This window comes from Bacteroides mediterraneensis (assembly GCF_025993685.1).
In the GTDB taxonomy this organism is placed as follows: domain Bacteria; phylum Bacteroidota; class Bacteroidia; order Bacteroidales; family Bacteroidaceae; genus Phocaeicola; species Phocaeicola mediterraneensis_A.
Map to the genome: position 1 here is coordinate 697,619 of NZ_DAJPEN010000001.1, position 24,401 is coordinate 722,019.

Here is a 24,401-nt window from a genome sequence, read left to right on the forward strand (position 1 = left end):
AATATAATAAAGTATGAAGCTTGTAAAATTAATGAATATCCTGCTGGCTGTTACTAGCCTTGCAGGATGTTCTGTCAGTGAAGGTAGTGTAGAAATATTGGTTAAGAACAATGGTGATACGAAAAGATATGGTGAAATCATAGAAATTAGTCTTGATGAACTGAAAGGAAAATTGGATGGGACATCTCAACGGATTTCAGTTTCTGATGAGGATGGTAATATTGTTCCATGCCAGATTACTCATGACGGTTTTCTCATTTTTCCGGTTGATGTACAAGCTCATAATTCTATGATTTACAGACTTACGGAATGTAATGCAATTTCGTTTGATACAATATCATGCGGAAAGGTTTATCCTGAACGTTTGGATGATTTGGCATGGGAAAATGATAAGTCCGGGTATCGTGCTTATGGTCCTGGATTCCAGAAAAAAGGTAATAAAGGGTTTGGTTACGATATTCTTTCAAAGAAGGTGTCACAGCCTGTTCTTGAGCAAAGATATAGTATACAGCTTGATTCTGTAACTCGATCAAAAATTATAACTTTAAAAAAAGAAGGGAAACTTCATGAAGCTGACAGTATCAACCATTCGATATCATATCATGTAGACCATGGTAATGGAATGGACTGTTATAATGTCGGATCATCTTTAGGTGCAGGAACAACTGCATTATTAGTAGATTCTGCTATAGTGTATCCTTATTGTTATAAGGATGTTGAAATTTTAGACAACGGTCCTTTACGCTTTACTGCTCAATTGGTATTTAATCCAATTAAAGTGAATAATAATTTAAATGTGATTGAAACAAGAATTATATCTCTTGACAAAGGCTCTTATTTGAATAAAACGAAAATTAAATATTCCGGACTAAGTGATTCTGAAACTATTGTTTCTGGAATAGTGTTACACTCTCAGAACCCAGATGGTTATGTTTTAGGTAACGATGGACATTATTTAGCGTATGCTGATTCAACAAATAATACTAGAAACGACAACGGGGTTATATATGTTGGCGCTGTATTCAGTTCTAGTCTGTTGGATATGAATGTAAGACTCTTTGATAAGCCACAATTGGATGCAATAGGTCATATATTGGCATATAATACTTATATACCTGACTCAACATTTACATATTTTTGGGGTAGTGGATGGAGCAAGAATGGAATTACAAGTATTGATGAATGGACAAAATACCTTAAGGAGTTTTCTTATAATATTAATAATCCTTTAGATATAACGATCAGATAAAGAATAATATATTATGGAACAAATATTTAGTTATATAATTGGGCTAGGTGCTGCCGTAATGATGCCTGTACTATTTACTATTCTTGGAGTTTGTATCGGAATTAAGTTTGGTAAAGCACTAAAAAGTGGTCTTCTTGTTGGTGTTGGTTTTGTTGGACTATCAGTAGTAACATCACTTCTTACTACTAGCCTTGGTGGTCCATTAAAGAAGGTAACTGAGATTTATGGACTAAGTTTGGAAATATTTGATATGGGATGGCCGGCAGCTGCGTCTGTTGCATATAACACATCTGTTGGAGCATTCATTATTCCAGTATGTCTTGCCGTTAATATAGTTATGCTTTTGACAAAAACGACAAAGACTGTTAATATTGACCTTTGGAATTACTGGCATTTTGCATTTATTGGGGCGGTTGTATATTTTGCAACAGAAAGTATAGGATGGGGCTTCTTTGCAGCTATAATATGTTATGTTATAACACTGATAATGGCAGATATGACATCAAAGCAGTTTCAGGCTTACTATGACAAAATGGAAGGAATTTCAATTCCCCAACCATTCTGTCAAGGATTTGTACCATTTGCTTTGGTTGTTAACAAGGCTCTAGACATGATACCAGGGTTTAGTAAACTTGATATAGATGCAGACGGTATGAAGAGAAAATTCGGAATTATGGGTGATCCACTTTTTCTTGGTGTTATAGTAGGATGTGGTATTGGTGTATTGTCATGTAGCAACTTTAATGAATTTAGAGACGGTATACCTTCAATCTTTGGACTTGGAATTAAGATGGGGGCTGTTATGGAACTGATACCACGTATAACATCATTGTTTATAGAAGGATTACGTCCTATCTCTGATGCGACAAGAGAATTAATTGGTAAGAAATTTAAGAATGCGGCAAGCCTTAACATAGGAATGAGTCCGGCTTTGGTAATAGGACATCCGACAACGCTAGTTGTTTCATTGCTGCTTATCCCAGTGGCACTGTTTCTTTCTGTTGTATTGCCTGGAAACAAATTTCTTCCGTTGGCATCACTTGCCGGAATGTTCTATCTTTTTCCTGCGGTACTTCCTATTACAAAAGGTAATGTTCCTAAAACATTTATTATAGGACTTGTTGCACTTGTTGTAGGTTTGTATTTTGTAACCGATCTTGCTCCATATTTTACACAGGCTGCTCAGGATGTTTATGTGCGTACAGGTGATGCTGCTGTTAAAATACCAGAAGGTTTTCAAGGAGGTGCACTTGATTTTGCCTCAAGTATATTTTCATGGATAATCTTTCATTTTGTATACAACATTAAGTGGGTTGGTTCAGCTTTATTGGTTGCCTTTACGTTATTTATGGCAATAGTGAATAGACGAAGTATAATCAAAAATGCATAACATAATATAAGTGGAGTTATATTAATTAAATATAAAAACAATCATAAAAAATATACAATTATGAAAAAAATAGCAATAGCTTTATTTATGGGTGTAGCAACATTAACAGCAAGTGCCCAGATTGCAAGTGTCAATGTACAAACAGCATGTCATCCACGCGATGTTGAAACTTATGATACACAGAGATTGCGTGATAATTTTGTTATGGAAAAGGTTCTAGTAGTAGATGAAATCAATCTTACATATTCAATGTATGATCGTTTTATTTATGGTGGAGCTATGCCTGTTAATAAAGAACTTACTCTTGAGACAATCGACGAATTGAAAGCTCCTTATTTCCTTTTCAGTCGTGAACTTGGGATAATCAATATAGGTGGTGAAGGAATTGTTACAGTTGACGGAAAAGAGTATAATCTTAACTTCAAAGAAGCTCTTTATGTAGGTAGTGGTAACCAAAAGGTTACATTTAGGAGTAAAACTTCTTCAAAACCAGCCAAGTTCTATATCAATTCTTCACCAGCACATAAATCTTATAAAACTCAACATATAACAATTGATGGTCGCAAAGGAACTCTTAAGTCAAACTCTTTCCCTGCAGGAAAAATGGAAGACAGTAATGACCGTATAATCAATCAGCTTATAGTGAAGAATGTAATGGAAGAAGGTCCATGCCAGTTGCAGATGGGACTAACAGAATTAAAGCCAGGTAGTGTATGGAATACAATGCCAGCTCATACCCATGCTCGTCGTATAGAAGCTTATTTTTACTTCAACGTTACCCCTGGTAATATGATTTGTCATCTTATGGGTGAACCAAAAGAAGAACGTCTTGTTTGGTTGTCTAACGAACAGGCTATTATGTCACCAGAATGGTCCATCCATGCCGCTGCTGGAACAAGTAATTATATGTTTATATGGGGGATGGCTGGAGAAAATCTTGATTATAATGATATGGATAAAATTCCATATACTGAAATGAGATAAAGATCTCCAAGAGACTAAATCATTGATTTTAGCCGTATAGATTTCGCTTTTGCATTATATAAATTCAATAATGAAGAAATATAGTTTTTTAGTGAAAAATAGTACGTAAATTAAACTTTAATTAGTTTACAAATTATATTAATTTGAATTATAATAAGTTGAAATATCAATGAATTGATTGGATATTATTTTTTCATTGAAATTGCCTTGATCATATTATACAAAAACATGAAAGAAATTTTTTGATCATTTCAGGCTATTGATTTAGGAGAATATTTTTGTTATGTGACTTCTAGGAAAAATATAAACATAAATAGAAGTTTAGCAACTTCAACTTTGTAGTTGGCAAGTTTTTCTATGCGTATGAAAACAAAGATATTAATATTTCCTTGTTTTATATTGCGTAAGTATGTCTTGCCAACTATAATATTATGAGTTGGTTAGCTAAATTTATTTCATAAAAATATGCGATGAAATTATGAGAAACTTATTCTCTATATTATTGATCCTTCTTTTTTCTTATCCAGTTTACGGTATAAAAAATAAAATCTCAACTAACTGGAAATTCTTTTTGGGAGAAAACAGGGAAGCGATAAATACTCAATATGACGATTCACATTGGAGAACTTTAAACCTTCCGCATGACTGGGCTTTTGAGAACGGTTATTCCATTGACGGAGCACAAACAGCCAGAGGAGGATATGCTTCGGGAGGTATTGGATGGTACAGACAATACTTTGATGTTGATATAGACAGTATGAAAGACAAATCTATGTTTATAGATTTTGATGGTGTGTATATGAACAGCGAGGTATGGGTAAACGGTAAGTATTTGGGTAAGTTCCCATACGGATATATGTCGTTTTCGTATAATATGACATCGTGCCTTAAAGACGGACGAAATGTCATTGCTGTCAGGGTAGATAACTCGAAAGAACCTAGTGCACGATGGTATCACGGATGTGGTATTTATGGTAATGTTTATCTCAGGACAGAATCTCGTGCTTATTTTGTTCCTTCATCGATTTTCATCAGAACACCAAAGGCTGATGGACAGGTGATGATTGATGGTGATATAAAGTTGGATAAATACGCCGGAGATTATAAACTGAACGTATTTATAACTGATGCAAGTGGAAAAACTGTTGCAGATGCAGAAAGCTTTACAGGTCTGAAAGAAGGAAACAATAAATTCAAACTTCAGACTAAGGTTAATAATCCTCTTTTGTGGGATACGGAAAATCCGAACTTATATACTCTTAACATTAAAATAGAGAATAAAGATGGTAAAACAATGGATGAAGAAAGTATCCGTTTTGGTTTCAGGACTTTGGAATGGAAAGCAGAATCAGGATTTTATCTTAACGGTAAGCAGACAAAACTTAGGGGTGTGTGCGAACATCTTGAAGGAGGTCCGGTAGGAGCAATGTCAACAGAACAGTTGTTGAGATGGAAACTCACACTGATAAAGAACATGGGATGTAATTCTGTCCGTACTGCACATAACCCTCAGATTCCGGAATTCTATGATATATGTGACGAAATGGGTATCTTGGTGTTTGACGAGATGTTCGACGGATGGAAACAGAAAGCTCTGCATGATTATGGAGCACATTCATTTGCCGAGCATTGGGAAAAGGACTTGAGGAGTTTTATACGCAGGGACAGGAATCATCCTTCTGTGTTTCTGTATAGTGTAGGTAATGAAACCAAAGGTGAAGTGGCTAAAGACCTGGTTAGAGTTTGTCATGAAGAAGACCCTACACGACTTGTTACATCGGGTGATGCAAATGCTTCTGAAATGGATATTCATGGGGCTAACGGTAACAGTGAAAGAGTGAAATTCCTTGAAACATATAAGCCGGACGGAAGAGCATTCTTAGGAACAGAAAATCCTCATACATGGCAAGTAAGAGGGTATTATAGGACAAAGACATGGTATAGGGATGAATATCCAAACAAAAATCAGGATCCGATGTTTGTACCAGACTTAACTGACAAGGAAATTTTTGGTTACGACTGGACTTCACCTAATAAGAGAAGAAATCCTAAACAGATATTCAATTCTTCATACGACAATGCGACTGTACGTGTGACTGCTAGAAAAATAATCGAGATGCTGAGAGATAAAGACTGGTTCTCCGGTAGTTATAGATGGACTGGTTTTGATTATCTTGGTGAAGCCGGTTTCGTGCATGGCGGATGGCCCTTCAGAGCTTTCATGGGAGGAGCATTAGATTTGGCAGGATTTGAAAAAGATTTGTATTATCTTTACCAAAGTGAATGGGCTGATATTGATATGGTTCATATTCTTCCTCACTGGACTCATCCTAAGATGGTATTGGGAACAGAAATTCCTGTATGGGTATATACAAGTGGTGATGAAGTGGAATTTTTCCTGAACGGTAAGAGTCTTGGAAAGAAGGCTAAAGGAAAGAAATGGAATGAAATACAATGTGAATGGATGATGCCGTGGACACCAGGAACAATAGAGGCTGTGGCTTATCGTAATGGAAAAGAAATTGCCAGAACACAGCAACGTACATCTTATGAACCTGTAAAATTTGATATAAGTGTTGAGAATGACAATCTGAAAGCTGATAAGGAAAATATCAGTATAATTACGGTGAAAGAGGTTGACAGGAACGGAACTTTGTATCCATACGGTGAGAATCGTGTATATGCAAAAATTAATGGTGGAGCAAGAATGCTTTCCTTTGAGAGTGGTAATCCTGTTGATACTGAAACAAACTTTAATGCTACATCGAAATGTTGTTTCTTTGGGTTGAACAGAATGTTTATACAGTCAACAGATGATGATGCTTCAAAACCTGTATCCGTTTATGTAGGGGCTATATGTGGTGACAAGAAATTGATGACTTCCGATAGAGTGTCGATAAGTGTGGAAAGAGTGTCATTAAGAGGTAATGATGGAAATTCGGATTTCAAGATTTATTACACAACAGATGGCAGTACACCTACAGAGAACAGTAATTTATATGCAGGAGCATTTAAAGTGAATTTGGGAGCAACGGTAAAAGCCGCAGTGTATGACGGTGATGTGAAAGTGCTTGATATGCAGGAAAGATTTGCAGAGGATGAAGGACTGTATTGGGGCACTCCGGGAGAACCTGTATGTAATTTCAAAGGTGATCAGGCTGAGTATGCGGAATTGGAATATTGTACTAAAGATATTCAGGTGAAAGGATATGAAGCAACTGGATATGTTGTTCCTGAGCCTAATAAAGGTAGTATAACCTGGGATTTCGAAAATACGAGTGGTAAAGATGAGGCTGTTTTGCATATAAGATTTCATCAGAATGGTAAGAATACTTTCTCGGATATGGATTTGTATATGAGTGGTAATAAGGTTAATACAGTACGTTTCAACAATGACGGAAATAATCCGAAATGGGATGTAGTGAAAGTTCCTGTGAAGATTGTTCCGGGAACAAATTATATAAAACTGAAGAGTGTTACGGATACAGTTCCTTTTATAGATGAAATACAGGTGATTATAGATAAATAAATATTGAAGATATGAGATATTTGATGATAATATTGTCTTTTTTGTTCTTTCCTATTTGTGGTAATAGTCAGCAGAAAGAACGACCTTTTATCTGGGCTTCATGTGATGACAGGGCTGAGATTCTAAATAAAATTGAGAAATATGAATGGGCTGGCAAGTTTTATGATGATTTGAAAAAGAAGGTTGATAACGAGTTGAATGTGTATAATAAAGACAAGGATTCTTTCCTTAGGAGGCTTCCTCTTGATTGGAGTAAACAATCAGGAGGAGCTTATCCTCCTTTTTATTATTTGCCATTAAATGATAAGGAAAAACTTTCGAAGGCGGTAGCTGGACTGGCAAACAGTGTGCAGTTATCAACTGATTGTGCTGTAATGTATTATTTGACCGGTAACGAAGAATACGCTCAGTGTGCTTTGGATATTTCATATTCCATAGTCATGGGATTGAAGCAAACGGTATGGGATGAGAATGCAAAGACAAATGGAGGGTGGATTTATCCGGATGATAATTTGAGAGAACTCAGATATATGGCGTCCCTGCCTGTCGTTTATGACTTTATTTATCCATATATAATGAGTGGAGCAAAAGCTTATAACCTTGTGTCGAAAGGTAACGAGGAACCGGATATGTATGTATACCAGTATGTATTCCATATATATGCCCGTTCGGCAGTAGAACATGGACATTCAGGAAGCAACTGGTCGGTATTGGAGGCTTCTTGTCTGGTAAACTGTGCATTGGCCATGGAAAATATGGATTTGCGCAATAAGTATTTAGATCATTTCCTGAACGTAAGTAACAGTACTCAAGACTGTATCCGTGATATAGCAAAGGAATATAAGAATAAAGGTGATATCTGGCCTGAAACTTCGCAGTATTCGAATGGTGTTGCGGATTTGTCAACAAAGCTTATGCTGATAATGGACAAATATAATCCTTCTCTGAGATTGGTGGAAAAATATATAAACATACCATGGTCATTGCCAAGATGGAGTGAATTGATTTTTCCAAATGGTGATCTTGTAAGGTTTGGCGATGGGCACAGATACGGTGGGGCTTCACCAGTACAACTGGAAGTGGCATATGCATTGGCAGATAAAGAAGGTCTTACAGAATTAAAGGAAAGAATGGGCGGATACATTCTGAGGAAGATAAATGAAGGGAAATATAATCGTCCTGTCGTGGATGAAAAATACTCTATAGCCGTTGAACCATATTATGATCCTGCCATGTTGTTGTGGTGTGCAGGGGAGATTGAAGGTACTCCCAATGAAACAAAACTTCCTAGAACGGATAATCTGTCGCACGCAGGACTTTATCTTCAGAGAAATTTAAGTCCTACCGGTAAAAAAGAAGACGGACTTATGGCTTTTGTAGCTGGTGCCTCATTTGTACACAGTCATGCCGGAGGCATGAACATAGAGCTTTATGGTAAAGGAGAAGTTATAGGTGTAGATGGAGGACGAGGTGCTTACCAGAAAGATATTCATGAGAATTATTCACGCCTATATGCAGCACATAACTGTGTGATATCAAACGGTAGATCATCTTCTTACGGTGGTTGGGTAAATCTTGGAACATCTACAGTGGAGATGGTTTCAATGGAGCCTGAACCTTGGGAAGATGTTGTATCTGAAAATTATTCATATAGCACTACTATGTTTGAGGATAAGACCATGGGAGAGGATAATGCTCTTCACCAGAGAACTTTGGCTGTAGTAAGGACATCGCCGACTACAGGGTATTATGTGGATGTATTCAGGGCTAAGTCTGATAATGAGAAACAGTATCATGACTATTTATATCATAATATTGCAGACGAGGTGAAACTGAAAGATAATAAACCTGCATTGTTTGAGACTCCAGAACGTTTCAAAGCTTCTGCTAGTCTGCCATGGAAGAAGAATTCCTCATACAGGCATCCGGGATGGCATTTCTTCAAGAATGTAAAAACGTCTGCAAAATATGAATCAGATGTAACAGGAATCTTTAAGGCAAAAAAACTTGGTGAAAACGGTATTAATATGCGTTTCTTTATATTGGGTGAACCTGAAAGAGAGTATTCTTTTGTTGATGCACCTGCCACTTTTGAAGTAAATAAAGAATATTCGGATAAACCGACTCCTACAATCGTAGTTAGAAAATATGGTGATGCATGGAATGAACCTTTTGCGGTAGTTTATGAACCAACTTCTGGCTTGACAGATAATGGAAGTGTTGTTAATGTAGATAAACTTCAGAAAGATGGTATTTTCAAGGGATTATGTGTGAAATCAATCATTGAAGGTAAGGAACTGATACAATATATCATAATACAGCATGCAACCGAAACCTTTAAAATCCGTGATATAGATTTCGCCGGACATTTTGCGATAGTTTCTTATAGTGATGGGAAACTGAAGGATGTATATGTAGGAAACGGAAAAAGTATCAGTGTTGGAGGGAAAGTCTTCTATAATGCTGATGAAGGTTTGGGAAATTTTTACGTTAAGACGATGAAATGAATTTATGAATATCAATCTTCATATAACAAATAAATAATGTTGAACTAATAATATGATGTTTAATACCATGAGAACAAAACTTCTTTTATTTATTTTAGCCTTAGGATTCTTACAATTAAAAGCTTCAAACGAGGCTTCCGATAATTTTATTAAGGCTCTTAAAGCCTTTGAAAAATATAGTAATACACAGTGGACAGACTATAATGGTATTCCTAATACCGGATATTGGGGTAGTGGTCTTTCCGGTGAGAAAAAAGGAACAGGAAATGATGCTATCAGATCTATGAATGGTGTAGCGCTTGCACACGCTGTACTGATAATGGCAGAACCAGAGAATAAGACTCAAAATGCTAAGCGCCTTGAAAAAATAGAGAAGGTTTTGAGGTACTCTTCGCTTACTCATAAACAGGCCGGTACTGATTATACTTGTCGTGACGGTTTGAAATGGGGGCTTGGATGGCAGACAAATATGTGGGCAGGTAGTATGGGGCTTACCTGTGCGCTCATGGAAGACAAGTTGCCTGAGGACCTTGTAGAACAGTGTAAGAAAGTTGTAGCAGCTGAGGCAGACTTCAGAGTCGGAATTGCTCCTGCTTCGGAATATGTATTTAATACTGCAGCGGAAGAGAATGCATGGAACAGTAATATAGTATCGCTTGCTGCTGCATGGATGAGTAATCATGCTAATGCAAAGAAATGGCTTAAAGCTGCTAAAATATATTTATCTAATACATACAGTGTAGCAGCTGATAAAAAAGGCGATATGTCTGAATGGGTTACCACAACAAATCTTTATCCTTCATTCATGCTTGAAAATCATGGCTTCTATCATCCTGGGTATCAGAATGTATCCGGTGCCAGTCTTGGTGATTCTTATCTTATGGCTTATCTTACTAACAAAAAGGTGGCTGATGAACTGACTCCTTTTGCAGAACATAATGTAATGAATGTTTGGAATAAAATATATAATATCCTGAAAACGAACAGTGAAATGATTTATCCTTGTGGTGAGGACTGGTCATTGCACAACTACGGTCAGGTGTCTTATTATGCTTATATAGCAACACATTTCAAAGAACCTGTAGCCGTAAAAATGCAGAATGAAGTTATAAAGAGATTACTTGAAAGACAAGCTCTTTTCGGTACAGGGGAGTTTATTGGAAAAAGTAATGAAAATACATTTTATGTTGAGGCTGTTACTGCAAGAAGGACGGCTTTGGCATGGCTACATAGTTATGTAAATGATTTTAAGTTGGTTGAGCCTGCCGACATGAAAGATATAAACAGTATTCAGGATGATGTCAAGATTTTCACTTCGAGAAGTAAATATGGCAATGTGACTTTGAGTTATGGATTAAGAATATTGTTGGCTGCCGAATCTGCACCTGGTAATACTCCGCAGACACAGTATATAAGTTGTACTGACAAATATAACGTGATAGGTAAAACTCCATACGGAATAGCCAAGAAAGCAAAACTGCTTAATCATGAAATGACAGAAAACGGTTTTAAGGCTACTCTTGAGGTAGAAGCTCAATATGGAAAACTTCAATATTCAATTTATACTGATAATGGTATTGTAGCCATCATACAGAAACCCCTTGGAGGAGAAAAGAAGAGCGATGCTGCAGTTTCTTTCCCATTGGGTATAGAAAATTATGTGATGAACGGTGGAAAACGTGATTTTTACAGTCAAGAAGGTCATATAGTAATTAATGAAACAAGCGGGCTTGAAAAAGATTTCAGCAATGCAGTGAATATATCAGACAATTATGGTGTTATATATGGTCCTGATGCAAAATGTACTTACAAAGCTCCTAAGGCTTACAACCGTCGTGGTGCTTCTGTTGATATGATTAGTGCAAGTCTTAAAAATCAGTTTGCTCCATCGTATATGATAATACTCTGTAATAGAGATTGGAAACAGACTCGGAAGGTTGCTGAGACTGTAATGTTTATAAATGATGACAATACTTTGAAACTGATGTTTAATAATGAATCAGGTGATCAGATTTATTTATCACTTTAATAATGTAATATGGTTAATCCGGATATTACAAAAGTTTTATAGTTATGAACCGTAATTTGTTTTTAGGCATATTATTAATGCCGTTGTGTACTATTGCACAAGAACGTCCTAACATTATATATATTTTCACAGACCAGCATTCGGCACAAGCTTTGAGCTGTATGGGTAATGATGATGTCTCAACACCTAACATTGACCGTTTAGCTGATGCCGGTGTGTTGTTTACCAGAGCTTATTGCTCAGCTCCTCTCAGCGGTCCTTCAAGAACAAGCATGTTTACAGGTTTTTATTCTCATGAGATAGGGGTTAATATGAATGGTAAGCCATTGCCTAAAGGTTTTGAGAAGAATGTGCTTGGTAATCTTTTGTCAGTTGTCGGGTATGAATGCGCGTATGCCGGTAAATGGCATGTTCATACATCTTCGATGCCTGAAGAAAATGCTTTCGGTTTTGAGGTGATTCATTCTCATAATGATAATGGATTGGCTGAAACTTGTGTGGATTTTCTAAATAAGAAACATGCCAAACCTTTTTTCCTGGTTGCTTCGTTCGATAATCCTCATAATATTTGCGAATATGCAAGACAGCAAAGTCTGCCTTATGGAGAAATAGAAATGGCTTCTTTAGAAGATTGTCCTGGATTGCCTGCGAATTTTGCAATAAATCCGTATGATGCAGATGTGATAGCGTATGAGAAAACACAGAACTATAGTGCATACCCGACAATATATTATACAGCAGATGATTGGAGAAAATATAGATATACATATTATAAGCTAGTGGAAAAAATCGATGCAGAAATAGGTAAAATAATAGATGCTATTGATAAGAATAAGTTGTGGGAAAATACAGTAGTTATTTTTTCAAGCGATCATGGTGATGGAATGGGAGCACATCAATGGAATCAGAAATCTGCGTTATATGAAGAAGTTGTCAATGTTCCTATGATAGTGACTTTGCCTGGTAAGAAAAATGCAGGTACCGTTTTGCCTCAATTAGTAAATAATGGAGTAGATTTTTATGCTTCCGTTTGTGATTGGGCTGGAGTTTCACCTATAGAAGGTACATCCGGAGTTTCATACAGGAAGCTTGTTGAGGCAGCAGATGCCGACATGAAACATCAGGAGAATATTGTAATTGAGACTACTTTTGATAAAGGAACTTCTTCAAGAGGATGGTGTGTATGTTCTGAGAAATATAAGTATGTCCTGTATGATAAAGGAAGGTATCGCGAACAACTCTATGACATGGAGAAAGATCGTGGTGAGATGAGAAATCTGGCTGTAGAATCATCTTATAAGGATGAACTTAAAAAGTATAGAACGATTTTATCCAAATGGATGGATGAACATAAAGTAAAAGGGAAGTTTAGGATTACAAATTAATTTATTTTGTGAATAATATAAAGAATATTGAGGACAATTGATTTAAAAAAGAATATTAAGTTATATCTGCCATTATCTATGAAAATAATTGGTGGATATATCTTTTTATGTTTATTTGTTTTGTTTGTTTTTGTTATAATTTACTTTGAGAAAAGTAGAGTTCATGAACTTCAGGAAATTGTAGTAAATATAAACAAAGAACGTAAAAATATAAATAAAGTATATCTGTATATGTTAAGATTGGCATCTCAGAGTGAATCTATTATAACATGGGATATATCGGATTTTAATAAATACCGGGATTATCGTTTAAAGGTTGGTAGTATATTGTGCAATATGAAATCATATGATTTAAAAGATACTTTGCGTTCTGAGTATATCGACTCTTTACTAAATCTTTTAGAAATAAAGGAAAGTCATCTTTTTCATATTATGGAGGCTCTTATATCAAGAAAGAGTTCAGATAGTATTATTGCTGATCGATTGCCTGTATTGGCTGAAAACTTTTCTAATATCCGTATAACAACCCGTAAGAAATCTGGTCTGGCTGGACTGTTGGGAGGTAAAGAAAAGATACTAATTCCATATAACACAGATGCACTTAACGAGTTAAATGAGATCTTTTTTACAGATCATGATAGTATAAATAGCCAAATGAAAGTTTATGATGACAGTTTGCAATTACAGAATCAACTGATAAATCACAACTTATATAAGTTTATTTCTTTTTTGGATGAGCAGGTGGAGCAATCCTTTTTAAGGAGAAGTGAAATAATAACAAAATGTCAGCATACATCTTTTAATCTATTTATTTCAGTAATAATAGTTATGTACTGTATGATTGTTATTTCTTTTATTAAAATACGTTCAGATTTACGAAATGAAGAAAAAGTAAAATTAAGACTAAAACAGGCAATTAGTGAAAATGAGAATTTGCTTGAAATGCGTAAGAAGATTATTCTTACGGTTTCTCATGATATACGTGGTCCACTTGGGAATATTCACAATTGTGCAGATCTGGCTTCTGAAACTCGTCAAAAAAAGAAAAGAGATTTATATTTGGAAGATATTAGACATTCCTGTCATCATATCTTGCACTTGGTTAATGACCTGATGGATGCCTATCGGATCAATGAAGCCGGTGATTTGCGTAACGACACGCCATTTTATCTTGACCGTTTCCTGCAACGCATCTCAGACGAGTTTTCCCGCAAGGCTGTTGTAAAGGCTTTATTTTTTCAATCTGAACATCAAAATTCATCTTTTGTTGTAAAGGGCGATGCAGATAAGCTGGAGCAGGTACTTGCCAATTTATTGACTAATGCAATCAAGTTTACTCCATCAGGAACCATAAGTTTTTATTCAAAATATTTGGAAGGAAAACTGCACATTGAAATCAGAGATACCGGTATCGGAATGGATGAGGAAACGCAGAAAAGAATATTTGCTCCGTTTGAACGTGCTGCACAGAATGTCAATTCTGAGGGCTTTGGTTTAGGTCTTTTCCTGACAAAAGGACTGATCAAAGTCCTGAATGGTATTATAACTGTGGAAAGCGCACCGGGAAAGGGAAGCATTTTCAGGCTTGAGATTCCTTTACCTGAAACAGATGAACTTGTGGAAGAGGACAAGACTGATAGTGATTCGATAACTATTTTACCGAAGAATGTGCTTGTTGTGGATGATGATCCTATATTGTTAAAAATAGCGGAGGACATGCTTGGACGTAAGGGAATTTCCTGCACAACCTGTATGAATTTTCAGGAAGTCGTAGCTGCTCTTGGGAAATCGGATTATGATATTGTGTTGACAGATCTACAAATGCCAGATACCGACGGGTTCGTTCTGTTAAGATTGCTCCGAAATTCAGACATAGGAAATTCAAGAACCATTCCAGTTGCGGTTATGACTGCCCGAGGAGATGGTAATAGCGGAATCTATGAAAAAGAAGGATTTGCAGGTTGCATTCATAAACCGTTCAACATTCATGCATTACTTACTTTTTTATCAACTGTCATGTCTCAAACAAAAATTTCTCAAACTGGAGATTTTGACTTCTCTTGTCTGTTGGATAATACAGATGATTATGGACATATGCTGTCTCTTGTTCTCATGGAATCAAGAAAAGAAATTGAAGAACTTACAACAGCTATAAAGACAATCAATCGAGAAAGTATTAGGAAAACAATACATCGAATGATGCCTGTATGGGAAATGCTTGAAAAAGAACAGTTGTTGCGTGATTTTCAAGAAAAATTACACGATATGGATATTAGTGATGATGTTATTTGTGAAAATGCTATCCAGATTATAGAGTGGATTGAAAAATTAATTAATGAAACAGAAAATGAGTTGAAAAAATATGAAAATTCTGATTGTTGAAGACAATATGATACTTTGCGGCATGATTGAAAAATGGCTACAGAAGGCCGGTTACGAAGTATTGACAGCTATAGATGAACCCGGTGCACGTAGTATTCTGAAGAAAAACGAAATCAGTCTGGTATTGGGAGACGTGCGCCTGCCGGAAGGTGACGGTATCAGCCTTCTGGAATGGATGATGCGTTCCGGTATGGAAATTCCTTTTATTGTCATGACGGATTATGCCTGTATTTCGGATGCTGTTCGTGCCATCAAGCTTGGAGCTAAGGATTATCTGGAAAAGCCTGTTCACCAAGAACAATTGCTTGAATTAATGCACAGTATGCTTAAGAGTCCGGTTGTAGTGCGTAAAGAGCGTTCTTTTGTTGAACGTACCAGTGAAGCTGCCAGAAAAGCCGCTTCACTGGCTCGTCGTGTGGCACCTTCGGAACTTTCAGTCCTGATACTCGGTCCGAGCGGAAGCGGTAAGGAAGTGATAGCCCAGATGATACACCGTTATAGTGACAGACGTGAGAAGCCTTTTGTTGCCGTCAATTGTGGAAGTATACCTAACGATTTGCAGGCTTCAGAATTTTTCGGTGCAGTCAAAGGAGCTTTTACAGGAGCTGTTGCGGATAGAAAAGGACATTTTGAAACAGCCAATGGAGGAACTTTATTTCTGGATGAAGTCGGCAATATGCCGTATTCCATGCAGATTCTTCTCCTGCGTGTCCTTCAGGAAAGGGAGTTTAATCCAGTAGGAAGTGATAAAGTGAAACATACGGATGTACGTATTATTTCTGCTACCAATGAGGATATGAAAAAAGCGGTGGAGGAAGGTCGCTTTCGTGAGGATTTGTATTATCGTCTTGCTGAATTGGAAATTTTGCAGCCACCACTTAAAGAATGTAAAGACGATATTCTCCCGCTTGCCGAATTCTTCAGAAAAGAACATTCAGGTAGAATACGTGTCAAGAATGAGGGATTTACTGAAGAAGCGAAATCATGTATGTTGGGATATGACTGGCCGGGTAATGTACGGGAATTGAACGCAAAAATCAAACGTGCAGTAATTGTTGCTGATAATGCATTATTGGATGTCTGTGATTTGGGACTGGAAAATGTAGATTGTAATGATAATCCGGATATTCGTATTATTCAGGAAAAGGAAAGGATACGAAATCTGCTTGATAAAAATCATGGTAATGTCAGCAAGACAGCAGCGGAACTCGGTTGCAGTCGTACAGCCCTGTACAAGAAAATGAAGAAACTTGATCTGAAGTAATCTTTATTCTTTAAGGCGGTATACCAGTCTGCATATATTGTTTCGGAATGTTTTGGACTCACGCAAAGTCCATTGTCCGAATTGAATCTTTCCAGTTATGTTTTTCCCACTTTTGTATGATATTGGAAGCAGGTAAATGACCAGTTCATCTGCGAGTCGGAAGAGAAATACTCCACCAGCATATTCGGCACTTTTTTCGTCCTGTACTTTCATAAAGAAGGTACAGTTATTGTCTCGTCTCTCTTTTGCATCCATCAAGTCAAGCATACCGTAATGCGGATACATGTTGAATGTAGCCCGCTCTTCCCAATAATGGAAGCCGTTCCGGTCTGTTCTGAGCCATTCCATCAGTATCTCATTTTTGTCCGGCAGGAAACCGTCCAATGTGACGGGCATAATAATCTGTACTTTTGCCATACCTCTATCTGTAAAAAAGCATGAAACCCATGTAGTTTCAGGTAGAGGCTCTGGTAAAGCCCAAACGATAACTTGCATGGGCTCACGCTATAGGGTATAGCATAAGCCTCACGCAATAGTCATCGTTTTTTGAAATTTACCAGATTCCTACCTGAGACTTCTTGCGACTTATGTATATAATCAGCGGAAAACATCCCGTAATCCGCCGTTATGTTCTATTTCAAGTTCAAAGATAAGGAATGTTCCCTGAAAATCAAATTGATTCAGGATTTATTTGTCATTCTGTATCTATTCAGCTTTTCTTTTCTCCTCTTCTACACTTTCTATTCCCAACCGTTCACATAGTTCCGGATCGTTCTTGATACGTTCCATTTCATCGTTGATGATAGCCTGGGCATCCGCCTTTATCTGGTCATAATTACGCTGTATCTGCTGGAGCATGATGTCATTCCCTTCACTGTCCTTGAACGTGTTGATAATAGGGATTTTTTTGTAAGCCTTCTCTTCCGCACTTACTTTGGCATGGTCCACGATAATTTCCGCGTGGAAAATCTTCTGGTCGATTTTCTCCCCGAAATTGTCCGACACGGAACCTACAAACGTACCCTGTGAGAGGTTGGAAATCTTAGATGCAGGAATCAGAGAATCCAGCTGGGTATTAATGGATGTGGAAACATCTTGACGGTTGATGGATATAGACTGCCGTTTCTGTAAAATCTTACCGAAACGTTCGGAAAGTGTCTTGGCCGTTTCACCTACCACCTGACCGCTGAATATGTTGCCGACTGTATTTTGAATTACCTTGCTTTCCTTTTCACCGTAGTCACGGTTAAGCTGGCTGAAGTCCTGAAATCCCAGACAGACCGCCACCTTGTTGGAACGTGCCGTTGCTATCAGGTTGTCCAGCCCTCGGAAATAGATGGTAGGAAGCTCATCTATAATGACCGTGCTTTTAAGCTGCCCTTTCTTGTTTATCAGTTTGACGATTCTGGAATTATACAGTCCGAGCGCAGCGGAATAGATGTTCTGTCGGTCCGGATTATTGCCCACACAAAGGATTTTAGGTTCTTTCGGATTATTGATGTCCAGAGAAAAATCATTGCCTGTCATGACCCAGTACAGTTGTGGAGAAATCATTCTGGTAAGCGGAATTTTCGCCGAAGCTATTTGGCCATAGGCTAAGCACCCGGCGCCTTTCCATTTGTTACAATGGTAGGTTTCCAAGCACTCGCCTCCGAACCGTGCATACAGGTCTCCCCGTACACGGCTCTCCACCTTATCATTCAGTCTAACTTTCCCGAATGTATTTTGTGATGACATACTGAACATACTGCTAATGTTTTACGGTTACGGGAAATCATTTTTATTTCCCAATCACTTTTACCTTTCAAGTCTTTGAGTTTGCGAACATGATGCATTTCAAGATTGTCGGTTGCACCGCAGTTTTCACATACACGTGCATTTAGTCTTGTAATCAATCCATTTCTGCCACCCGTTATAGCGACTGTGTTAGGTAATCTGTCATCTAAATTACGGTTCGGTAGTTCCTTGCGTTTGAAACCTTTGTCATAAAACTCACGTCTAACCTCGTACCCTTTCTTGTTTGTGTATGGTATGGAGAATACACCGTTTTTCTTGTACTTCGCAATAATCTTTTTTTGGGAAGTAGTGTATTTTGCGGCGTATGTCTTGTACATACTATACTCCATAATGTTGTAGAAAGAGTCAATAACGGGGCTGTTGTTTGCTATCGAGTAGTAGTTGTAGAACCCCATGATTTCAGAGTTATATTGACTTATAATCTCCAAATCATCAAGACATCTCATATATGGACGACCTTTTGGCTTCCAAACTTCTTTCCCGTTCTGCTTGGTAATTTTAACAGCATCATATTCAAGAAGTTTCTTTCGCATTGTTTCGGTAGTCACATATAATACTATCTTGTGGTCTAACGACCTTGTCAAATGACCGTTCTTATCTCTGCATGTATCATTGGATTTTCGCACAAAGACATCATAACCAAGAAATTTAGCGTGTTTTCTTGCATTGGTAATCAGAGTTTTTTCGTCAGATAGTTCCAACTTCAATTTATCAGCCATAAATTGCTTTATGTCCTCTTTGATTTGGATACAATCTTGCTTGCTACCGATTACTCCAATTAGAAAATCATCTGCATATCTTATGTATTTCAGTCGTTTGATACTGTCATCCATTTCATCACCGGCAGGATATTTCAGTCGTTCTTTGACAGTTTCTCTAATTTCCGCAGACAATTGTTTACGTTTCGTTTCATCAACAGTGTTTCGTAGTTTTGTAACTAACTTGGCTTTACGATGTCCGAGTTGTTTTGCAATCGGATTTTCCTTGCGTCTTTTCCCTTTGTTGAATTTTGTGATGTACTCCTTGATGTACTTGTCAAATTTGTCAAGGTAGATATTCGCCAATATAGGACTTATAATACCCCCTTGCGGAGTTCCACTGTATGATTTGTGGAATATCCAATCTTCAACATATCCCGCATTCAGGAATTTTCTGATAAGTCGGATAAACCTGTTATCAGAAATCCTTTCTGAAAGAATGGCTATCAATACTTCGTGGTCTATGTTATCGAAGAAGCCTTTAATGTCTCCCTCGATAAACCACTTTGTGCCATTGAATGACTTTTGAATGCTTGAGAGGGCAGTTTGAGGACTTCGTTGTGGTCTGAAACCATGTGAGGTATTTTCAAAACTGCCCTCATAGATGGCTTCCAAAATCATTCTGATAACATCTTGAAGAAGTTTATCCATAAATGACGGTATACCCAGCGGTCTCATTTTTCCGTTTTTCTTTGGAATGTAAACTCGCTGTGAGGGTTTAGGCTGATACGTCTCATTTCTGAGCGTATCAATCAACTGCTCAATATGGGACATACTGAAGCCGTCGACGGTTTTTCCGTCAACTCCTTTAGTCATATTGCCTTGTTTGGCATATATTCGTTGATAGGCTATGTAGTACATCTCTTCATTAAACAGTATCCGATACAAACGTTCGAACTTGTATTCCAAGTCGGAACTATGCTGTGTTAGACTGTTTAATATCTTTTCTGGATTTCTTTTCATGTCTCTCACACTTTCCAAAATTAACATTAAACGATAATGGCTGCTTCCCTTCGCCATGTACAAGGCTTTCCCTTGTTCGGACTACTACGGAAGCTCTGTTGCCATATGGGTTGCCCCACTTAGGCAATCCCCATTTAGACATATAATAACTATTTGGCTTGATAGATTGTCGGATACGATTTTCGTCCTTTACTATTTATGTAGTTGCTCTGTGACAAGTTCTTTTGCCCAATCGACCTACAGGGAGAAGTTGGGTATCACAGCATAACGTCTGTAACTGTCTTCCGTTAAGGCTTAACCATCGAGCCGCTCGGACTATCGTTCAACCAGTATAGGCTTTATCCTCATATCTATCATTTCACCTCGCCACTCGGTCAAGACTTGACAGTTAGTCTACTTGTGGCTTTACCGACATGCTACACTCCCCATCGTCTTTCGTTGAATGGATAAGTCGGCTGGTGATAGGTTATTATTTCAAAGAACACGAACCTAATAGCTTGCCAAAGCTATATTTATTATATGCCCTTATGGGCGCACCTGAAGCTGGTCTTGTGCCCCACCTTTCCAGGCATCCATGAAAGGAGAAAGGTAGTTTTCCAGTTCCGGATAGGAAGTCAATATGGTAAACAAATCAGAATAAGGTTTGTTCAGCAGTTCCACGGCATGAGGGAAGCTGCAATAGATACCGTTTTTGTATATTTTCAAATACCAGATTATAGCTGCCAAAAGGATAATCGGAGACTCTACAAAGAAGTCACCCTGTTTTTCAATATCGGGTAAGTCAGAGGCATTGCTGCCTCTTCCTCCCCTAAGAACCGTACGTGAGAGTTTCCCCTCATACGGCTCAAGCAACTCAATATTCCTATTTGTTATTAGAAATCGGCTCATACTTTCAACATTTTCGTTTATTTTGCTTGTAGCAGTTGTTGTGGACAAGTTGTCGTACAATCGAACCGTTAACATGTATTTCGTTGACGTTCCATGCTTTTGTACAATCTATAACTTTTCCACATAACGGACATGTCCGATTCTGCTTGTTCCATAAATATAAGAGAGACTTACGTCCTTTGAGAGATTCCAGCATTTGTTGTTCCTTTCGCTGAGAGAAATAATCATCATAGTCAGGGTCAAAAGGATTTGCTTTACCCTTGATTTGTTTATACGGAGTATAATGTATATCCGACAACCTTTTAAGAGTCAAGTAATTTACTTTCTTGTTCTTTGATTCATATTTCCATGCAAATGTCCATTTACGCCCCCGAATTTCATACCAATACTTGTCTGCCACCCAGGTTATGCGTTTCTTCGGATGACGGCGTAAAGCCCATTGCTTCGTGAGGTTATAAATGTGGTAGTCGCAATCATGAAAAGCAGCGGTTGATGCACCATATCGGTAGTAATTTCCCCAGCCTGTAATTACAGGATTGAGCATTCGTATCAGCGATTCCTGCTTACACGTTTTATGTCCTTTAACGATGTCACTGATTTTAGCTCTAAAGCGTTTCTGTGCCTCTTTTGACGGTGACGTGTATAGCCTTTTGCCAAACTTCCTTATATTGAAACCTAAGAAATCAAAACCGTTGTATATGTTTGTAATGGTAGTTTTCTCTTCGGATAAAGTAAGACCTCTTTCTTTGAGAAATTCTATTACTATAGGTTTGACCTCGTTTTCCAAAAGCTCCTTATCCCGACCAGTGATTATAAAATCGTCCGCATATCTGATAAGATTCACTTTGTAGTGGAATGTCTTATAGTTGATGAAACGTCTTTTGAATCTTTCGGCCAAGAGTGGTTGAAGTCCGTCAAGTGCCATATTTGCAAGTGTCGGTGATATGATACCTCCTTGTGGTGTACCTTCTTCTGTCGGGAACAGTTTGCCATTGAATACAGCTCCACATTTCAGCCATTTTCTGAGTATCGTCTTATCCATAGGAATGTGATTAAGAAGCCAGTCGTGGCTGATGTGGTCGAAGTAGCCTTTAATATCTCCCTCCAAAATCCATTCGGGGGAATGTTGGCGGTTTAGAACCGTGTCAATCTGACGGATAGCGTCCATTGTCCTGCGTTTCTTGCGGAAACCATATGAAAAGCGGTCGCCTGTCGTTTCGGCTATCGGTTCTAAAGCCATTAGGTATAATGCTTGCATCGCTCTGTCTTTCATTGTCGGTATTCCCAACGGTCGAAGTTTGCCGTTCTTTTTCTTGATATGAACCCTACGGAGTGGTTGAGGTTTATAACCACGGCGTTTGAGTTCATCAATTGCTTTGTACTTGCGCTTGGGAGAATCCCAAAGCTGTTTATCTACTCCAGACGTATTCTTCCCTTTGTTGGAAGTAACCCTCTTTACCGCCAATGCCTTGGCGTAAAAAGAGTGAGTAAGCATCCATTGTAAGGCTTTTACCTTATTATGTCTGCCTTCTTTCTGAGCCTTTACAATACGCGCTTGTAGCTTTCGGACATAGGTTTCACACTTGGACCAGTCCATACCGTCCCAAGTCTGATTCCTGTTGTCAGCAGGCGCACACGATGTTTTAGTTTCGTTCATTTGCTTTCCTCCTTTTGAAAGTTCTATAAGTTATCTTGTAAAGAGTTACCATATACGGAAGTCTGCCCACTTTCGTGTCGGATGATGTCACCAACAGCAACCCGTGATGTCGATTCAATCCGTATCCACCCCATTACAGGATGGCGTTCGCTTTTTCCGTTATCTCATACCTGCACCCCATTCGGCTTGCCTTGCGGTTTGCTTACTCGCTTTCTTACGAGAGAGATACAGGCTTGCCCTGTTCCACGTAATTGACAAACGGATAGTTTAGGTTCTGCCAAGTCCGCCGGCAGTTCTGTGTCCGTGTAACCCTAACATGGGCAAGGGTTATCCGACTGCTTACCTTTTGGTGAGAGCTAAAGTATCTTGCGCTCCTTCAAACCTTACGACGGCTAAAGTCAGTTCACTTACGTTAACCATGCTATCCAGCCTCGCCACTTGGCAGTATGATACTAACCACCCTTGACTTTCCCTCACGGTTCAGTCTTGTCCTTTCGGAAAGTGTACTTTGTCCTATAAGCTTGGCACAACCCATCACTGGAGATGCACCTTATAGTAGGCTACCGCTGACGGAATAGCGGGTTAAATCTTACAATATACATTGTTGTCTAACAATCAATTACGTGACTTTCCAGGTCACACCCAGGTCTTGTTCAAATTTAACATGATGGTATAGCTTGCTTCGTATGCGTCAGATATGTCCGTCATGAACTCCGGATTGATGGGATTGCAGCGGTGTGAGCGGTGCGGATCATCGAAGTTGATGACGTAAAAATGCGGCTTTACCTTGTATTTGTCCATATTGTGCAACAATGTATTATAGGCAATGGTTGAAAGGTCATCGAATTTGTAATCATAGATATATACACTGAAACCTTTGGAAATCATCTGTTTGATGTAGTTGTTTACCACTGCGTAGGATTTACCGGAACCCGGTGTTCCCAATACGATGGTCGCGCGGAAAGGATTGACCACGTTGATCCAGCCGTCGTTGAGCTTGCCGCCATACTGGAATCTGGTGGGCAGATTGACAGAATATTCATTCTCCATCAGCCTTGTCTCCTGCATGAAGGATTCGTTTTCCATATTGAACACATCCTCCATCAGGTTATGCCTGTAAAGCCTGCTGATCCACAGTCCCGCCATGAGCAGGCATAGATAACCGGCTGCAAGTGTCACCACATACAGGGCAGTAATCGCTTCGTGTGGAAAAGGCAGGTCAAGCAACCACCAGTTCATGAAAAAAAGAACAGCCCCGATAGTAAGTACCGCCCATATACGCTGCCATGTAATCTTCTCACCCTTGACTCCGATGGTACCCATACAGGATATGGCCAACAGAAGAACCGCCATCAGTTTTGTCCATAGGATACAGCCGAATATACCGGTTGTCCTGTCAAAGTTCATCAGTATCCGGTCTATGACATCCAGATTCAGATGCCAAGAGCTCATACTGGGATAGCAGTACACATAAACGTGGACTACCAGAATAAAAATACTGACTGCCCTGCCGAATTCCATAATCTTGGCAAGGGCTCTCAAATCGTCTTCCTGTTGCATAATGATGTAGATGATTGTGGGGGAATCCGTTGTTCCCCCTGTTGTTGACTCATTTTGAT

12 protein-coding genes and 3 pseudogenes are annotated in these 24,401 nt (G+C 38.3%); 9 read left to right on the top strand and 6 right to left on the bottom strand.

The window, feature by feature from the left end:
* The first annotated feature begins 13 nt into the window (after nt 1-13).
* The 9 genes from OIM59_RS02745 (at nt 14) to OIM59_RS02785 (ending at nt 16,719) form a co-directional block, all read left to right on the top strand.
* Nucleotides 14-1,249 (top strand): DUF4861 domain-containing protein, encoded by a 1,236-nt coding sequence (locus tag OIM59_RS02745; RefSeq protein WP_303894844.1) that lies wholly within the window; start codon nt 14-16, stop codon nt 1,247-1,249.
* Nucleotides 1,250-1,262: 13 nt separating this feature from the next.
* Nucleotides 1,263-2,639, top strand: a complete 1,377-nt coding sequence (locus OIM59_RS02750; protein WP_303894847.1) for a PTS galactitol transporter subunit IIC — start codon at nt 1,263-1,265, stop codon at nt 2,637-2,639.
* A 60-nt stretch (nt 2,640-2,699) separates the two neighbouring features.
* The gene (gene kduI / locus OIM59_RS02755) at nt 2,700-3,623 is read left to right on the top strand and encodes a 5-dehydro-4-deoxy-D-glucuronate isomerase (RefSeq protein ID WP_303894849.1); all 924 of its coding nucleotides are present in this window, start codon (nt 2,700-2,702) and stop codon (nt 3,621-3,623) included.
* A gap of 478 nt (nt 3,624-4,101) precedes the next feature.
* Nucleotides 4,102-7,152, top strand: coding sequence for a glycoside hydrolase family 2 TIM barrel-domain containing protein (locus OIM59_RS02760; protein ID WP_303894851.1), 3,051 nt, complete (start codon nt 4,102-4,104; stop codon nt 7,150-7,152).
* Between the two features lie 11 nt (nt 7,153-7,163).
* Complete coding sequence (locus OIM59_RS02765; protein WP_303894854.1) at nt 7,164-9,659, top strand: heparinase II/III family protein; 2,496 nt, start codon at nt 7,164-7,166, stop codon at nt 9,657-9,659.
* Nucleotides 9,660-9,726: 67 nt separating this feature from the next.
* Complete coding sequence (locus tag OIM59_RS02770) at nt 9,727-11,688, top strand: hypothetical protein (RefSeq protein WP_303894857.1); 1,962 nt, start codon at nt 9,727-9,729, stop codon at nt 11,686-11,688.
* 44 nt (nt 11,689-11,732) lie between these two features.
* Nucleotides 11,733-13,073: a sulfatase gene (locus OIM59_RS02775; protein ID WP_303894860.1), complete on the top strand. Its 1,341-nt coding sequence runs from the start codon at nt 11,733-11,735 to the stop codon at nt 13,071-13,073.
* A gap of 78 nt (nt 13,074-13,151) precedes the next feature.
* A complete protein-coding gene (locus OIM59_RS02780; protein WP_303894863.1) occupies nt 13,152-15,455 on the top strand; it encodes a hybrid sensor histidine kinase/response regulator in 2,304 nt (767 codons plus the stop codon).
* Nucleotides 15,436-16,719, top strand: a complete 1,284-nt coding sequence (locus OIM59_RS02785) for a sigma-54 dependent transcriptional regulator (protein ID WP_303894866.1) — start codon at nt 15,436-15,438, stop codon at nt 16,717-16,719. The genes OIM59_RS02780 and OIM59_RS02785 overlap by 20 nt, the downstream gene beginning before the upstream one ends.
* A 3-nt stretch (nt 16,720-16,722) precedes the next feature.
* Here OIM59_RS02785 and OIM59_RS02790 read toward each other — a convergent pair whose 3' ends face one another.
* From OIM59_RS02790 to OIM59_RS02815, 6 genes and pseudogenes are all read right to left on the bottom strand, one after another.
* The gene (locus tag OIM59_RS02790; RefSeq protein WP_039950483.1) at nt 16,723-17,136 is read right to left on the bottom strand and encodes a hypothetical protein; all 414 of its coding nucleotides are present in this window, start codon (nt 17,134-17,136) and stop codon (nt 16,723-16,725) included.
* 288 nt (nt 17,137-17,424) lie between these two features.
* Nucleotides 17,425-18,309, bottom strand: a pseudogene (locus tag OIM59_RS02795) (TraM recognition domain-containing protein); the annotation flags it as partial.
* Between the two features lie 110 nt (nt 18,310-18,419).
* Nucleotides 18,420-20,237, bottom strand: a complete 1,818-nt coding sequence (locus OIM59_RS02800; RefSeq protein ID WP_303894874.1) for a reverse transcriptase domain-containing protein — start codon at nt 20,235-20,237, stop codon at nt 18,420-18,422.
* Between the two features lie 537 nt (nt 20,238-20,774).
* Nucleotides 20,775-21,125, bottom strand: a pseudogene (locus tag OIM59_RS02805) (conjugal transfer protein TraG); the annotation flags it as partial.
* A gap of 4 nt (nt 21,126-21,129) precedes the next feature.
* Complete coding sequence (gene ltrA / locus OIM59_RS02810; protein WP_303894877.1) at nt 21,130-22,782, bottom strand: group II intron reverse transcriptase/maturase; 1,653 nt, start codon at nt 22,780-22,782, stop codon at nt 21,130-21,132.
* A gap of 639 nt (nt 22,783-23,421) precedes the next feature.
* Nucleotides 23,422-24,342, bottom strand: a pseudogene (locus OIM59_RS02815) (YWFCY domain-containing protein); the annotation flags it as partial.
* Between the last annotated feature and the right edge of the window lie 59 nt (nt 24,343-24,401).